The following is a 15,984-nucleotide window of genomic DNA, read 5'->3' as shown; positions in this document are numbered from 1 at the left end:
CGTGTTGCGAAAGTGAATGAGTCAGGCTGCGGCGCTGGTTGGCTTTGCGGCGCTGACGATGAAGGTGCTGCCTTCATAGGTCGCGAGCAGGCGAAGCCGCTCGGACCAGGAAGCGGCGCGCCATTGATGACGACGAACGGAGGTCAGATCGTCCGAAAGAATGGAGACAAAGCCCGCGTCGCGCAGCAGGGCGATCAGCGTTTCTCGCGTCAGGCCGTCCCGAAACGGCAATTGGTTCATGATGCGCTCGTGGGCCGCCTGATCCCAAAGAGGTTTTTTGCCACCGAGGCGATCGAGCAGCGCCGACAGGCGCTTCAGGAACCTGGCGCGGGGGCCTGCCCGCACCCAATCGCCATCCACGATCACCACGCGCTGTCCGGGCTTAAGCACGCGGAACCAGTCGGCGAGCGCGGCGGCGGGGGCGGTCAAGGTCCAGACCAGATGCCGCGTGACCACGAGGTCGTAAGCCGAGTCCGGCATCATGGTGTTCTCGGCGTCGGCGAGATGGAACTGAACGGGAGAAGCTGGATGCTTGGCTTTCGCGCGCTCGATCATCGTTTCGCAGAGATCGATCGCGTCGATCCTGCAGCCCAGCTGGACAAGCGCGCGCGTCACCTCGCCTGTGCCGGAGGCAAGCTCAAGCACCTTGAACCCGGCTCTGATCGCACCATGATCCCGAAAGAGCGCGCACCAGGCTTCGAGCTCGCCGGCTGTACGGATCTTGTGGCCCCAGGAGTGGTCGAAGGTTTCGGCGCGCTTGGTCCAGTAGGCCCGAATTTCGTCCTTGAGGCCGAAATTGCTGCGAGGAGCGGGTTCGGTGATCGGTGTCGAAGCGGTCATGGATAAACCGCCGGTCGCACTTCGACTTGCATCGCGCCCGGCATCAGCGGGGGCACTCGATCAAGCAGGCCAGCCTGCAACGATTGCGGACGCTCGAACCGTTCCATGAACCCGTCCGTGCCTTCGCCGCAGAGAATGAACGCATCAAGCTCGGCGTCGATGTTCACCTCGCTCATGTCATTGACGATGACCGCGACCTTCATGCCCTCACGGTTGTTCAGGATATGGTTGAGCAGCGTGGTCTTGCCCGCGCCGAGGAAGCCAGAAAGCACTGTCACTGGCAGACGATTGTCGGATTGGGACTTGGCCATGATCTCTTGAGGGTGTAACGTTATGACACTCAGATGAGTGTAGTAGTATTATACCCTTGCGATGGTCAAGGAGGTCTCGGCCATGGCCGGCGAAAAAGCATATCATGAGCGATGCGGGGGGCATGGCCATGTGCACGCGCCCCACTCTGACGTGGCAGCAATGATTGACCGCGCCCGCGCGTTTGCAGTTGCGCGGAAAATCCCGTTCACCGAGATGCGAGCGCGCGTTCTGACCGTGCTGGCCCGCGAGGAAAAGCCACTCACCGCTTATGAGATCACGGATCGCCTCAGCGTCCCGAAGAAAGTCCAGGCGGTTCAGGTCTACCGCGCGCTCGACTTCCTTCAGGAGGCCGGCTGCGTCCACCGGCTCGCATCAAAGGCGTCGTATTTTGCATGCGATCATGAGCATCACCCTGGTGAAGCCGTGGTGTTCATGGTGTGCAGCCAATGCGGCACGGTGCAGGAAGCGCCATCGGATCTGGTGGCCCGAGGTCTCCTGGGCGCAGCTGAACATGCTGGCTTCAAGCCTGTTCATCCAATCGTGGAGCTGGAAGGCGAATGCGCGCGGTGCCTGGACGCAAAAGCGGCATGAACGGTACGGCCTCGGTCACTTATGGCCGATTTCGCACAATCCAGAGCAGATCTCCCCGCATCCGGATTCCGATCTTCCCTGATTGCTCCCGTTCATAGCCAGACGCTGCGCTGGTTGTGGTCTGTCCGGAACGGGTTGCGAACTCGTCGGCGGTCCGCCCACCGAGGCTCGTGTGGGATCGGTGTGGCTCGGCATGGCATGTCCTGACCGACTGTCCTCCCGAAGCTCCCCTGCCGAGAGACCCTCGGAGGGGAGGGGAGCGGCTGAACCAAGGAGTCGGACGCTATTGTCATATCGGCGGAAAGGGGCGCGGACGTTGGCGTGCTCCCGCCGCCAATGGCTCAATCTCGCCTCTCGATGTCGACTGGAGCGGAGATGGGCCTCGGCGACGCGCAACCGTCCCCTTGCGAACCGGCTACCCTTCCTTGAAGGCGGTCTCCCGCCCTCGCCGGACCTGAGGCAGAAGCGCCGTCAACATAGCAAAAGCTGCGATGGCGAGCAGGCTCGCCGAGACTGGGCTGCCGACAAATGTCGTCGGATCGCCGTCCGATATGATCAGAGCCTGTCTCAGCTTTTCTTCGAGAAGCTTGCCGAGCACGAACCCCAGCGCCAACGGCGCCGGCTCGAAGTCGAGCCTGTGCAGCGCATAGCCAAGCAGCCCGAACAGACCCGTCATGACAACAGCCGTCGCATCGTTTGAGAGCGAGTAGACTCCGATGCAGCAGAACAGCACGATCGCCGGGAACAGCAGGCGATAAGGAACGGCCAGCAGTTTCACCCAAATGCCGATCAGCGGCAGGTTGATGACAAGCAGCATGACGTTGCCGACCCACATCGAGGCGATCAGCCCCCAGAAGAGCTGGGGATTCCGGTCGATCACCTGAGGTCCGGGAACGATGCCCTGAATGAGCATCGCGCCAACCATCAAGGCCATCACCGCGTTTGGCGGCAGGCCAAGAGTAAGCAACGGTATGAAGGACGTTTGCGCGCCCGCATTATTGGCCGACTCCGGACCCGACACACCGGCCTGGGCGCCCTTGCCGAACGTCTCTGGTTCAGGAGAAAGGCGCTTCTCGATCGCATAGCTTGCAAATGGCGCAAGGATAGCCCCGTTGCCGGGCAGAATGCCAAGAACGGACCCCAGCGTGGTGCCGCGCAGGATCGCCGGCAGGTTACCCTTGATCTCGGCTGCTGTTGGGAGCAGGCGACCGATCCTCGTTCGCGCGACATCCCGCTTTTCGGGATCCGCAAGGTTCTTGAGGATCTCGGCGAAGCCGAACAGGCCCATCGCAATAACCACGAACTCTATTCCATCGTAGAGATGGTGGACGCCGAATGTAAGGCGTTCCCGACCGGTCTCCAGATCGGTGCCGACACATGAAAGCAGCACCCCGAAGACGATCATGGCGACCGCCTTCAGCACCGAGCCGCGCGCAAGAACCACCGCGAACACGAGGCCCATGATCATCAATGCGAAATACTCGGAAGGTCCGAACAGGAGGCCCAGCCGGGTCATCGGCGCAGCAAGGGCCGCGATCAGAAGCGTCGCGATGGTCCCGGCGATGAACGAGCCGATAGCCGCAAGTCCAAGCGCAAGCCCAGCTTCGCCCCTCCTTGCCATCTGGTGCCCGTCCAGCGCGGTGACGACGGCCGTCGCCTCGCCCGGTATGTTGACGAGGATGGCCGTCGTCGAGCCGCCATACTGCGCGCCGTAGTAGATCCCGGCAAGCATGATGAGGGCGCCAGTGGGGTCCAACGACATGGTGATCGGCAGCAGGATCGCGATCGTCGCGACTGGGCCCACACCTGGCAGGACGCCGACAAGTGTGCCGATCAGACATCCGAGGAAACAGAGGCCGATATTCTTGAATGTCAGCGCGACCGAGAAGCCAAGGCCGAGATTGCCGATGACGTCGCCCATGTCAGTATCCTATCAGCCAGGGAGCAACGGGGATCGGCTGTCCCAGCCCGTATCGGAAGAGCAGGAGGCAGAAGGCGGACAGGCCGGCCGACAACAGGCCGAGTTGTCCGAGACGAGTGTCCGACGTCGCCATGCCGGCGATGAATACCGTCAGCGGCCCCGCGATAACCAGACCAAGCGCCGGCAATTGCAGGGGACCGAGGCTAACGCCGCGGATGGTGATCGCGAAGACCACGATGGCCCCGAGAAGCGTAATCGTCCCGCGCCACGGCCAGCCCGAAAAGACCGGGCTGCCGGTCCGCCACGAAAGTGCGATCTGCGCCACGCCAAGAGCCATCATGATCAGGGACAGCGAAACGGGCAGCAGGCCCGATCCTACCCCTGAACTCGTCTTGATCGGCAGTTCCATCGAACCCAGCAACGCTCCGCCACCGACGAGCAGCAGAGCCAAACCGGCAATGAAATCCCTCGAACGCAATCCCCGCGCCGCAGCGGGCGGCGGTCCGTCGCTCACCTCCGCCATGGCTGTCACTCAAGCGTGATGTTGGCGCTGCTGACGATCTGTCCCCAGCGCTCGCGCTCGCGGGACATGAACTCGCCGAACTCACGCGCGCCCTTTCTGGATGGGATGGCGCCATCATCGGACAAACGCGCCAAGACCGTGGGGTCACGAAGTGTCTCTTGCGTCGCCGCCTCCAACCGCTCGCGGATGGCCCCAGGCAATCCGCGCGGGCCCAGAAGCCCATACCATGCTGAGGCCGTGTAGTTTGCCACGCCGGCTTCTTGCGCTGTCGGCAAGTTCGGAAGGCTTGGGAAACGCGCCTCGGTCGTCACTGCAAGCGCCGTGAGCTGGCGGCCCTCGATAAGGCCTACAGCGGACGGGATAGTCGTCACCATGAAGTCGATGTGGCCGCCGACGAGGTCGTTGAGTGCAGGTCCGGCGCCCCGATAGGGCACATGGCGCGCGTTGAACTGGGCGACCTGTCCGAGCAGGAGCGCTGCCAGATGACTTGCAGACGCATTGCCCGCGGAGCCGTAAACCAATTGGCGGGTCTTGGCCAGGCGGACCAGGTCGCCAAGCGTTGTAGCCTGCAGCCGCGGGCCGACGACGACGACGAGGCCTGCATCAGCGATCAAAGCGATGGGGTCGAGCGTTGTTGCCGGATCTGAGCGCAAGCGGCGGAACAGATGCGGGTTCACCACCATCGGGCCCTGGTTGCCGATCAGGAGCGTGTATCCGTCCGGGGCAGCTGCAGCCACAGCCTCCGTGCCAAGATTGGCCGCCGCGCCTGGACGGTTCTCGACAATCACCCGACCATTCAGGACCGTCTCCAGCCGCTGCGCGAACACCCGCGCGATGGCATCCGTCCCACCACCGGCCGCGTAGGATACGATCAGCGTAATCGGCTTGGTTGGGTAGGCGCCCTGGCCGAACACCGGGCTGGCCAGAATGGAGGCGGCTGAGCCCCCGAGCAGCACATGACGTCGCGTAAGCATCTTTGTCTTTCCTCCTGATTGAACGGCTTCTGTGGGGCCGCCTTCGACTTCTGCATAAACTAAATTGCCGTGGTTGGCCGATCTCCGATCCCGCGAACAAGCACGGACCCCTCGAAGAGCCGCCGCGCGGTGCGGACGATGTAGGCCGTTGGCTTCTCCGCGCCCGCCTGCTGCTCCAGCGTCACCTCAATGCGACCGCTCGGATGTTCGATAACGATCACCACCGGGGGGGCTATGTCTCCGGTGATCTCATTCACGATCGTGCCTCGTACAGAGGCGGCGAGCGCGAGTCCGACGGCGCCAGTGGTCGCAATGGCGGTATGGCAAACATGCGGCATGAAGTATCTCGCAGCAAGGTGCCCACCGGCACCTGGCCGAGCCACAAGCACCGGCTTCGGGACGACGAGATCATCGACCCGGCCAAAGCCCAGGGCAACCCCGGCTGCGCGACGTACAAGCTCCAGCTTGCGCTTGAAGTCGGTCTCCCGATCGAGTTGCTCCGGCGTCTCTGTGCCCACGAACCCGAAGTCCTCCGCACGTGCGACGACCAAGGGCATCGCGGAGTCGATCAGCGTCACATCGACGCCGTGCAGCGAGACGATCGGCGTCTCGGTTGGGATGAGGCGGCCGGTGCGCAGACCCACCACATCCTCAAAGCCCAGCAACACCGGCGCGGCCGTTCCCGGAACACCGTCTATGCTTGCATCGCCACCGTATGCGACGCGGCCGCCTGGTGTCGAAACTTGCGCTGCAACAAGCGCGCCGGTGTTCACATTGTGGATGCGGACCGTGGTCCGTTCAGCCTGGGGGCGAACGAGGCCCGCTTCGATGGCGAAAGGGCCTACCCCTGCGAGCATGTTGCCGCAGTTTGGCGAAGTGTCGACGGAGCGACCCATCACGTCGACCTGGGCGAACAGATAATCAACGTCGGCCTCCGGGCGGCTCGCCGGACCAACGATGGCGACCTTGCTTGTCAGCGGGTTGCCGCCACCGATCCCGTCTATCTGGAGGAAATGCCCGGAACCCATCGCTTCGATCAGCACCGCATCTCTCGCCGCGCGATCTTGAGGAAGATGCGATGCGAGGAAGAACGGCCCTCTGGAGGTGCCGCCCCGCATGAGCACGCATGGTATGCGAACGAGGTCGTCCATCGCTTCATCATTCCGGAATAGTCTTGGCTCTTGATTTGCGTGTCGGAATAAATGGCGGTTGTAAATTGCAAAGATTTTTATCATTAATGCAAAATGAGCATTAATTTCGAGATTCTCGACCTTCGGGCCTTTCTGGCGGTTTTGGAGCACCGCTCGTTCCGCCGCGCTGCATTTGAGTTGCACTTGTCCCAGCCCGCCTTGTCCCGCCGGATCAAGAATCTGGAGGACACCATCGGCACGGTTCTGATCGAGCGCTCGACACGGCATGTCGCGCCGACCCGGATCGGCCAAGCACTGCAACCATTGGTGAAGCGACTTCTGGATGAGTTCGAGGACTCGATTCTGTCGATCAGCGATCTGAGGCGCAACCAGACTGGCCGCGTCACGATTGCATCCATACCCACTGCGGCCTTCTACTTCCTGCCAAGGGTTCTTCAGGATTTCCGCGCCGCACATCCTGGCATCAAGTTCCGCATTTTCGATCTGGGCGCAATCGAGGGCCTGGAAGCTGTTTTACGTGGTGAGGTGGAATTCGGCATCAACATCACCGGAGCAGGCAGGGCGGACCTCTGCTTCACACCGCTTCTGGAAGATGTGTTCGTGTTGGCATGCCGCCGGGATCACACGCTCGCGGCAGCAACGCGATTGAGCTGGAAGGACCTGATTGGTTATCCGCTCATCGGTGTAAGCCAGTCGAGCGGCAACCGTGCGATCCTGGATCGAGCGCTGGCCTCCGCCGAGGTTCGGCTGGACTGGATGTATGAAGTCAATCATTTGTCGACCTCGTTGGGCTTTGTGGAGGCCGGGCTCGGCATCGCAGTCCTGCCTAAGCTTGCCACTCCGCAGTCGGGGCATCCGCTTATCGCAACTGTCCCGATAGTCGATCCGGTCGTGAGCCGAACGATTGGAATCGTGGAACGTCAGGGTGCACGGCTATCGCCGGCTGCGGCACGCTTCAAGGAGACATTGGTGCAGCAGTGGGGCCGCAGCGGGGCCGGGTGAGCAGGCTGGCGTGACCAGGAGACAGTTTCAACTCGGCATCCGGCGCAGCCGATACGGCATTGAGCCGTAACCCGTGGAGGCTTCTGAAGACGGGAAAGATCGTGCCGATTGCATCAAGGCGGCGATCGGAAGCCACACCACGCCCGGGAACTTCACCCTCGCCCAGCCTGAAGGTGCTTTCGGGCGGGGCATCAACGCATCGGAGCCGACAGGAGTTGTGCATGCAGCGCGAGGTCATCGAGGTCCCCGTCATTTCGGAGGCGATCCGCCGGCTCGGGGCTCCAACCTCCGCGCTGGTCCGCGCCGGCGGACTGCTCTTCACCTGCGGAATGCCGCCCGTCGATTGCAGGACGGGCGACATCGTCAAGGGCGACATCGCGGTCCAGACGCGGGCCGCGCTCGACGCGCTGGAGGCGACCCTCACTTTTGCCGGCTCATCACTGGCCCATGCGGTGAAGACCACGGTGTTCATTACCGATCCTGCGCTCATGGGCACGGTCAACGCGATCTATCGCGAGCGATTTCCTGCCGGGTTTCCGGCGCGCACCAGCGCCGGCGTCAATCCGTGGCCGGCGCCCTTCGACATCGAGATCGAATGCATTGCGGTCATTCCCTAACGCCATCTTGCGCCTGTGGATAATGTATGCACCGATGATCGCCCCCAGACCGCCAGCGCCGTCGCACTGGCTCAAATCAGGATCGGTCGGTTTTTCCGGCGGCAGGCGCGCGGTGCGCCACGCGTGCGGATCGGAACAGCGAACGGTCAGCATTGCCGCCCGAGGACCGCCCCATGAGCCTGACCCTGTTCCGCAACTTTCATCTGCTCGATCCCGCCATCTCCGACGATCTTGCGGGCGGCTACGAGATGCTCGTGGAGGGCGACACGGTCAGGGAGCTGTCTGACAAGCCCATCAAGGCCTTGAACGCCGCCGTGGTGGATTGCGGCAAGCGCACGCTGATGCCGGGCCTGGTCGACTGCCATGTCCACGTCATCGCCACCATGGTCAACATCGGCCAGAACGCGCTCGTGCCGGACGCGCTCATCGCCTACCGCGCCGCGCGGATCATGAAGGGCATGCTGGATCGCGGCTTCACCACCGTGCGCGATCTCGGCGGCGCGACCTACCCGCTGGTCGAGGCGCAGGAGCAGGGCCTGATCGAGGCCCCGCGCCTGATCATCCCCGGCAAGGCGCTGTCGCAGACCGGCGGCCATGGCGACAGCCGGTCGCGCTACGACCGCCGCGACCCCGAGACCTGGACGCGCTCGCTCGGCTCGCTCGGGCGGCTCGCGGACGGCGTTGACGCCGTCAGGATGGCCTGCCGCGAGGAGATCAAGCAGGGCGCCCATTTCATCAAGATCATGGCCAATGGCGGCGTCGCCTCGCCGAATGATCCGATCCACTTCCTGGGCTATTCGCGCGAGGAGATCCTTGCGGCCGTCGAGGAAGCGTCCAATGCCGGCACCTATGTCGCCGCGCACCTTTACACCGACGAAGCCATCCGTCGCGCGGTCGAGTGCGGGGTCCACAGCCTCGAGCATTGCAACCTGATCCAGTCCAAGACAGCGGCATTCGCCGCCGAGAAGGGCGCCATCGCCTGCCCCACCCTCGTGACCTACGAGTATCTCGGCGTCGAGGGGCCGGCGCTCGGCCTCGACCCGATCTCGGTGGGCAAGGTCGACACGGTGCGCCTGGCAGGGATGAAGTCGCTCGAGATCATGCAGGACGCCAGGCTCACCATGGCCTTCGGCTCCGACCTTCTTGGCGAGATGCATCGCCACCAGTCCGAGGAATTCGTCATCCGGGGCCGCGTCCTGCCGGCGATCGAGGTGATCCGCTCGACGACGGTCCATGCCGCCCGACTTTGCCGCAAGGAAGGCAAGATCGGCACGCTCCGGGCCGGCGCCTATGCCGACGCGGTCCTGGTCGACGGGAACCCGCTGAAGGACCTGTCCCTGCTGACCAGGCAGGGCGCGCATCTGCCCCTGATCATGCAAGGCGGGCGCATGCACAAGAACCAGCTCTCCTAGGGCACGGTTCGCTTGAGGGGATCGACAACATGATCGCGGATGGACGGCTTGCGGGAAGGGTGGCGCTGCATGGCGTCGCCTGTCTGACCCTCAGCTTCATCCTCATGCCGCTGGTCTTCGTGACCTGGCTGGCCTTCTTCGCGCAGGAGATTCCCTCCTTCCCGCCAGAGGGCTATTCGCTCAAATGGTTCGGCGCGATCGGCAACAACCGGAACTTCGTCACCGGGCTCTGGACAAGCGTGCAGGTCGCGGTGGCGGCCACCGTGATCGGCCTTGCCCTCGCGGTGCCGGCCAGCCTGATCCTGGCGCGCAGGCAGTTCACCGGCAACGCCGCGATGAGCCAGTTCCTGCTGCTGCCGCTGGTGGTGCCCGGCGTGGTCATGGGCACGGCCATCTATGTCTTCCAGATCGAGACGGAGATCGCCACGGGCCTGCCGATCCTGGGCTCGATCGGCGGCCTCATCGCGGGCCACACGCTCATCGTGATCCCGTGGACAGTCCGGCTCGTCACAGCCAGCCTCGCGGGGCTTGACCGGGCGGCGGAGGAAGCGGCCCAGAGCCTCGGCGCCAACCAGTGGACCACCTTCTTCCGCGTCACCTTGCCGGCCATCCGGCCCGGCGTCGTGGCTGGCGCCCTGTTCGGCTTCGTGACCTCCTTCGGCAATCTAGAGATGAGCCTGTTCCTCGTGGGGCCAGGACGCATCACGCTGCCGATCGCCATCCTCCAGTATCTGGAATGGAAGATCGATCCGACCGTCGCCGCCGTCTCCGTCCTCCAGATCCTGCTCATCGCAACGGCGATGATCATCACCGACCGCTACGTCAAGCTTGCCCGAGTTGTCTGATCGATGGCCTCACTGACCCTTGACGGACTGACCAAGAGCTACGGCGATGTCGCCGTGGTCAAATCCGTTTCGCTCGAGGTCCGGGATGGCGAGTTTCTCGTGCTGCTCGGCCCGTCCGGCTGCGGCAAGACCACCACGCTGCGCATGATCGCGGGCTTCGTGCCGCCGAGCGGCGGTTCGATCCGCATCGGCGATCAGGACATCACCAGCCTTCCGCCCTGGAAGCGCAATGCCGGCCTCGTCTTCCAGAGCTATGCGCTGTTTCCCCACATGACGGTCGCACAGAACGTCGCCTTCGGGCTCGAGATGCGAAAGGCTTCACGCAGCGAGATCGGCCCGCGGGTCGCCGAAGCCCTGCGGCTCGTCCGGCTCGATGGCTATGGCGAGCGCTATCCGCGCCAGCTTTCCGGCGGGCAGCAGCAACGCGTGGCGCTTGCCCGCGCGCTCGTCATCCGGCCCGATGTGCTGCTGCTCGACGAGCCGCTCTCGAACCTCGACGCCAAGCTGCGCCTGCAGGTGCGCCTCGAGATCCGGGCGCTGCAGCAGCAGACCGGCCTGACCACGGTGATGGTGACCCACGACCAGGAGGAAGCCCTGACCATGGCGGACCGCCTCGTCGTCATGTCCGACGGCGCGGTCCGCCAGGTCGGCACGCAGTCGGACCTGTACGAGCGCCCCGCCGACCTGTTCGTCGCCGATTTCGTCGGCCGCTCCACGATGATCGCGGGCATGGTGACGGGCGATGGCGCCTTCCGCTCGGATGGCGGGCTTGCGCTCATCTGCCCGGCTGCGTCCCGGCAGGGGCCCGCCACCATCGCGCTGCGACCCGAGCGGCTCACGCTTGGCCCAGCCGCGCGCGGCCTCGACAATCATGCTGCGGGCACGGTGAGCTTCGTGTCCTATCTGGGCGCGATGCTCGACGTGCATGTGCGCCTGAACGACGCCGACCATGTCATGGTGCAGATTCCCAACAGATCCGACAGCCTCGCTCCGGCCGTCGGCGACGCGATCGAGGTCGGCTGGCCGGCCTCGGCCTGTCTCGTGTTTGCGCGCGAGGCTGCCTGAAACTGCGGCATCCGCCGCCATTCGAGTCACAAGAAGGGGAGAAGTCGAAATGTCGAAGGTCACCAAGGGAATTGACAGGCGCACCACGCTGAAGGGCCTCGGCCTCGCAGCCGCAGGAGCGCTGTTGCCGGCCGTCGGCTCCAGCGAGGCCACAGCGCAGGCCGCCGGGCGCGTCGTCGTCGGCACGTGGGGCGGCGACTATGCGCGCCTGCTGTCCAAGAACGTCGAGGAGCCCTTCCTCAAGCCCAAGGGCTTCGAGGTCGTGCAGGACCAGGCGTCGGATGCGCCGCGCCGGGCCAAGATGGTCGCCGAACGCCGGCTGCCGCGCGGAACGACCGATATCCAGGGACTGTCGGCCGCGCAGATGTTCGAGATGGATGCGGCGGGCGTCGCCGATCCGATCGACTATTCCAGGCTCAAGAATGCCGCCAACCTCATCCCGATCGCGCGCTATCCGTTCGGCGTCGGCCACATCATCTCCGGCAAGGTTGTGGTCTACAACCCGAAGCTCGTGACCCCCGCCCCCACGAGCTACAAGGATTGCTTCGATCCGAAATATGGCAACAAGCTCGGCTTCATCGACATCCAGTACCAATTCGTGATGCTGGCAGCGGGGCTTGCCGCCACAGGCGACATGACGAGCCTCGAGAAGGGCAAGGAACTGCTGCTCGCCGCAAAGCGCGCCGGCGCCCGCATCTATCCCACCAACGAGGCCTTCGCCCAGGCTCTGAAGACCGAGGAGATCAGCATCGGGATGATGTGGAAGGCCCGCGCCGTGCAGTGGCAGAATGCCGGCATCTCGGTCGATTCCGTTGCTCCGAGTGAGGGCACCATGGCCTATGTCTCGGGCTTCATGATCCCGAAGAACGCGCCCAACAAGGCCGCCGCCTATGCCTACATGGACGCCATGCTGGAGAAGGGCGCACAGGAGAACTTCGCCATCGACATGGGCTTCAATCCAACCGTGACGACAGCCGCCGTCGCGCCCGACCTCCAGAAGCGCATCGGCTTCACCGAGGAGGAGAACAAGAAGATGAAGGATCTCGACTACGCCTTCCTCGCGCAGAACGACGCGGCGATGAAGGAGTGGTGGGACAAGGTCTTCAAGGCCTGATCCGGGACAGCGGCTCGCCATGGCGCATGCTTCACAACGACCGGTCGGCGAGCCCGGCAACCTCACGGCGGCGGGCCTGCTCGTGCCCGCCACCATCTTCGTCGCGATCGGCCTGCTTGTGCCGATCGCGATCCTCTTCCGCTACAGCCTGAACGCCTTCGTTCCGGGCAAGCTGATGGTCGATGCGCTGACCATCGCCAATTATGTCAAGTTCTTCACCGACCCGTTCTATCTGCAGGTTCTGTGGCGCACCGTCCGCGTCGCGGTTCTTTGCACGATCTTCTGCCTGATTTTCGGCTTCCCGCTTGCCTACGTGCTGGCGCGCACCCAGTCGCGCTACAAGAACCTGCTCGTGATGGCAATCGTGCTGCCGCTGTTCGTCGGCAACGCGGTGCGTGCCGCCGGCTGGATGGTCGCCTTCGGATCGAAGGGCTTCGTCAACGCCAGCCTGATGGGCATGGGCGTGATCTCCGTGCCCATCGAGATCATGTACACCGAGATGGCGGTGGTCATCGGCATCATCGCGGTCAACATGCCCTTCATGGTGCTGACCCTGCAAAGCGTGATCGAGGGCATCGACCGCAATGTCGAGGAAGCGGCCTTCTCGCTCGGCGCGCCGCCCATGACCATGGCGTTGCGGGTGCTGTTTCCGCTCGCGCTGCCAGGCATCCTCGCGGGCGTGATCCTCACCTTCATCCTGGCGATGAACGCCTATGCGACGCCGGTTCTGCTGGGCGGGCCGAAGTTCCAGACCATGGGGCCGCTGGTCTTCTCCACCTTCGCGCAGCAGAACAACTGGCCTTTCGGCGGCGCCGTCTCCTTCATCCTCATGACGGTGACGCTGATCCTCACCATCGCCTCGAGCCTGCTGATCCGCCGCCGCTACGCCTGAGGCTCGCGCCAGATCCCGACGCCCCCCGCGCAAACCCACAATCCACCCCTCAGAGCCCGATTTAAAAGGAGTTGAGCGATATCAGTAGGTTGTGATTCCCTTTTGGTGCTGAATCAAATGGGGTTTCCGATGACCTGGACTGCTATCGCTCGTGCTGAGCATAACCGTGATCGTTTGCGGTTTCCAAGTGATTTGACCGACCGGGAATGGGCACTGATCGCGCCGATGGTTCCCGCCGCCAAGCGCGGCGGTCGGCCCAGAACCACGGACATGCGCGATGTGGTGGAAGCGATCCTGTTTATTGCTTCGAGCGGATGCCAATGGCGCATGCTGCCGGGTGATTTCCCACCTGTCTCGACCGTGCGCGGCTATTTCTATCGTTGGCGGGACAGTGGCCTTCTGGAAACCATGAACCAGCTTCTGGTGATGGCCGCACGCGAGATTGCGGATTGAACGAACCCGCTGTCGCGGGAGGGGTGCGCGGTTTGTGACGGGCAGCTCCTGATGGGAAGGTTTGGGTGTTGAAGCCACTCATCCCACCAGGAGTTCCCGATGACCGAAGCCAAGCCTGCGATGAGCGCCCTGCGCCGACGCATGATCGACGACATGACACTGCGCAATCTGTCTCCAGCCACACAGCGATCCTATCTGCATGCGGTGACGAAGTTCAGCCGCCATTTTGGGTGTTCGCCAGACTGGCTTGGTCTGGAGGACGTGCGTTCGTTCCAGGTGCATCTGGTCAGCCAGGGGATCTCCTGGCCCGCGTTGAACCAGACGGTCTGCGCCCTGCGTTTTTTCTACGGCGTCACACTGGACCGCGCCGAGATTCCCGAGCGCATCGTCTACGCCCGCACACCGCGCAAGCTGCCTGCGATCCTGGGGGCGGACGAGGTCGTGAGCTTCCTGGAGGCAGTACCCTCCCTGAAGACGCGCGTCGCGCTGACGACGGCTTATGCAGCGGGCCTTCGGGCCTCGGAGGCGGTGAGCCTGAAGGTTACCGACATCGACAGCGCCCGGATGGTGCTGCAGGTCCGGCACGGCAAGGGCGCGAAGGACCGCACTGTCATGCTCTCTGCCGCGCTTCTGGCGATCCTGCGCAGCTACTGGCGGCTGGCACGCCCAGGCGATTGGCTTTTCCCCGGTCGCGGCCCGGACAAGCCGATGGATGTGCAGGTTCTGCACGCGGCCTGCCGCTCGGCTGCAAAGGCGGCAGGCCTGACGAAGAAGGTCAGCGTGCATACGCTGCGCCATAGCTTCGCCACCCATCTTCTGGAGAGCGGGACCGATATCCGCATTATCCAGGTGCTGTTGGGCCACGCCAATCTGTCGACGACGGCGCGCTACACCCATGTGGCGACCACGACAATCGCCAGGACGCGAAGCCCGCTCGATCGGCTCGACCTCACCGTGACGCCTCCCGTCTGAGTAACGGAGATGCACAGCGCTCTGGAGGTGGCGGATGTCTTCCGCCGCCACGGTCCTGCTTATCGCCGGGAACGGCCCGTGCCGCTTGGCCGGGTCGAGACGCGCGTCATGAGCGCCATCGCGCTGTGCCGCACGGCAGCTCTGGGCGGGCATGTGGAAGCTTGCGACGGCTGCACGCACAGCCGCATCGCCTACAACTCTTGCCGCAACCGCCATTGCCCGAAGTGCCAGGGCGCGGCGCGGGAGGCATGGCTGGCGGAGCGGGAAAAGGATCTGCTGCCCACGTCCTACTTCCATGTCGTCTTCACAGTGCCTGCCCCGATCGGCGCGCTGGCCTTCCAGAACAAGGCCATTGTCTACGCCATCCTGTTCGAGGCGGCGGCCTACGCGCTGAGGACCGCCGGCCGTGATCCGCGCCATCTGGGTGGCGAGGTTGGTGCCGTCGCCATTCTCCACACCTGGGGGCAAGCGCTCACACATCATCCTCATGTGCATTGTCTGGTTCCGGGCGGTGCACTGGCCCACGATGGTCGGTGGGTCGCCTGCAGGCCGAACTTTCTCCTGCCCATCCATGTCCTCTCGCAATTGTTCCGCCGTCGCTTCGTCGAGAGGCTCCAGGAGGCCAGAACCACGGGTCAACTTGGCTTCTTTGGCGAGCTTGCCGTCCTCAACGATGTCGAAGTCTTCACTTCCTGGCTCGCCGCGCAGCGACGCACCGACTGGGTTGTCTATGCCAAACCGCCCTTTGGTTCGCCGCAGCATGTCTTGGCCTACCTCGGTCGCTACACCCACCGTGTCGCCATCGCCAACAGCCGCCTCGTCGCCATGGACGACAAGCAGTGTCTCTTTCCGCTGGCGGGACTATCGCCATGGCAGTGCTGTCCGCGTCATGAAGCTCGATGCAGGCGAGTTCATTCGCCGCTTCCTGCTGCACGCCCTGCCAGACGGCTTCCACCGTATCCGCCACTTCGGCTTCCTCGCCAACGGTTGCCGCCGCATCAAGCTGGCTGCCATCCGTCAGACTATTGCTGCCGCCGAAGCTTGCGGGATCGGTCATCCGCGCACCACTGAACATGACGCTGCGGTCAAGCACGCTCCAGAGCCAAAGCAGAAGGCCCTCGATCCAGTGATCTGTCCGTGCTGCGGGGGAACTATGCGCATCACCCGGCTCCTGCCACGCTGCCAGCCCTGCCCAGACACCTCATGACGACAGTTCGCAGCCTTCGACCATCCGGCATCATCAATCCGCTCGCTGATACGTTGCGGAGTACGACCCCTTGCGCCCTGCAGCATCGAACGA

The 15,984-nt window shown here is 63.9% G+C and carries 14 protein-coding genes and 3 pseudogenes; 11 read left to right on the top strand and 6 right to left on the bottom strand.

The genetic code is table 11. The features are described 5' to 3' along the window. Positions 1–21: 21 nt before the first annotated feature. Both HEQ16_04725 and HEQ16_04720 read right to left on the bottom strand, forming a co-directional pair. Complete coding sequence (locus HEQ16_04725; protein ID MCO4053348.1) at positions 22–840, bottom strand: class I SAM-dependent methyltransferase; 819 nt, start codon at positions 838–840, stop codon at positions 22–24. Between the two features lie 146 nt (positions 841–986). Beyond that, positions 987–1,151, bottom strand: a pseudogene (locus tag HEQ16_04720) (GTP-binding protein). A 160-nt stretch (positions 1,152–1,311) separates the two neighbouring features. Between HEQ16_04720 and HEQ16_04715 the strand changes: the two are divergent. Next, the gene (locus HEQ16_04715) at positions 1,312–1,743 is read left to right on the top strand and encodes a transcriptional repressor (GenBank protein MCO4053347.1); all 432 of its coding nucleotides are present in this window, start codon (positions 1,312–1,314) and stop codon (positions 1,741–1,743) included. A 415-nt stretch (positions 1,744–2,158) separates the two neighbouring features. Here HEQ16_04715 and HEQ16_04710 read toward each other — a convergent pair whose 3' ends face one another. The 4 genes from HEQ16_04710 to HEQ16_04695 are packed head-to-tail and all read right to left on the bottom strand — an operon-like array spanning position 2,159 to position 6,312. After that, entirely contained in the window at positions 2,159–3,664 is a 1,506-nt protein-coding gene (locus HEQ16_04710) for a tripartite tricarboxylate transporter permease (protein ID MCO4053346.1), read from the bottom strand. 1 nt (position 3,665) lies between these two features. Continuing rightward, positions 3,666–4,187: a tripartite tricarboxylate transporter TctB family protein gene (locus HEQ16_04705; protein MCO4053345.1), complete on the bottom strand. Its 522-nt coding sequence runs from the start codon at positions 4,185–4,187 to the stop codon at positions 3,666–3,668. Positions 4,188–4,192: 5 nt separating this feature from the next. Next, a complete protein-coding gene (locus tag HEQ16_04700) occupies positions 4,193–5,161 on the bottom strand; it encodes a tripartite tricarboxylate transporter substrate binding protein (GenBank protein ID MCO4053344.1) in 969 nt (322 codons plus the stop codon). Positions 5,162–5,220: 59 nt separating this feature from the next. Continuing rightward, positions 5,221–6,312 (bottom strand): 4-oxalomesaconate tautomerase, encoded by a 1,092-nt coding sequence (locus tag HEQ16_04695; protein ID MCO4053343.1) that lies wholly within the window; start codon positions 6,310–6,312, stop codon positions 5,221–5,223. A 93-nt stretch (positions 6,313–6,405) separates the two neighbouring features. On the opposite strand from HEQ16_04695, the gene HEQ16_04690 reads away from it, so the two are divergent. From HEQ16_04690 to HEQ16_04645, 10 genes and pseudogenes are all read left to right on the top strand, one after another. After that, positions 6,406–7,314 (top strand): LysR family transcriptional regulator, encoded by a 909-nt coding sequence (locus HEQ16_04690; GenBank protein MCO4053342.1) that lies wholly within the window; start codon positions 6,406–6,408, stop codon positions 7,312–7,314. 221 nt (positions 7,315–7,535) lie between these two features. Beyond that, complete coding sequence (locus tag HEQ16_04685) at positions 7,536–7,931, top strand: RidA family protein (GenBank protein ID MCO4053341.1); 396 nt, start codon at positions 7,536–7,538, stop codon at positions 7,929–7,931. Positions 7,932–8,104: 173 nt separating this feature from the next. Next, the gene (locus tag HEQ16_04680; protein MCO4053340.1) at positions 8,105–9,343 is read left to right on the top strand and encodes an amidohydrolase family protein; all 1,239 of its coding nucleotides are present in this window, start codon (positions 8,105–8,107) and stop codon (positions 9,341–9,343) included. Positions 9,344–9,372: 29 nt separating this feature from the next. Further along, positions 9,373–10,188, top strand: coding sequence for an ABC transporter permease (locus HEQ16_04675; GenBank protein MCO4053339.1), 816 nt, complete (start codon positions 9,373–9,375; stop codon positions 10,186–10,188). A 3-nt stretch (positions 10,189–10,191) separates the two neighbouring features. Then, on the top strand, positions 10,192–11,253 hold the full coding sequence (locus HEQ16_04670; GenBank protein MCO4053338.1) for an ABC transporter ATP-binding protein: 1,062 nt from the start codon (positions 10,192–10,194) through the stop codon (positions 11,251–11,253). 49 nt (positions 11,254–11,302) lie between these two features. After that, on the top strand, positions 11,303–12,367 hold the full coding sequence (locus tag HEQ16_04665) for an extracellular solute-binding protein (protein ID MCO4053337.1): 1,065 nt from the start codon (positions 11,303–11,305) through the stop codon (positions 12,365–12,367). 19 nt (positions 12,368–12,386) lie between these two features. After that, on the top strand, positions 12,387–13,259 hold the full coding sequence (locus tag HEQ16_04660; GenBank protein ID MCO4053336.1) for an ABC transporter permease: 873 nt from the start codon (positions 12,387–12,389) through the stop codon (positions 13,257–13,259). Positions 13,260–13,388: 129 nt separating this feature from the next. Next, positions 13,389–13,703 (top strand): annotated as a pseudogene (locus tag HEQ16_04655) (transposase). 108 nt (positions 13,704–13,811) lie between these two features. Further along, positions 13,812–14,684 (top strand): tyrosine-type recombinase/integrase, encoded by an 873-nt coding sequence (locus HEQ16_04650; GenBank protein ID MCO4053335.1) that lies wholly within the window; start codon positions 13,812–13,814, stop codon positions 14,682–14,684. Between the two features lie 9 nt (positions 14,685–14,693). Further along, positions 14,694–15,891 (top strand): annotated as a pseudogene (locus tag HEQ16_04645) (IS91 family transposase). Positions 15,892–15,984 lie beyond the last annotated feature (93 nt).

This window comes from Bosea sp. (in: a-proteobacteria) (assembly GCA_023910605.1).
GTDB lineage: Bacteria > Pseudomonadota > Alphaproteobacteria > Rhizobiales > Beijerinckiaceae > Allobosea.
This window is presented reverse-complemented; position numbering and strand designations above follow the sequence as displayed.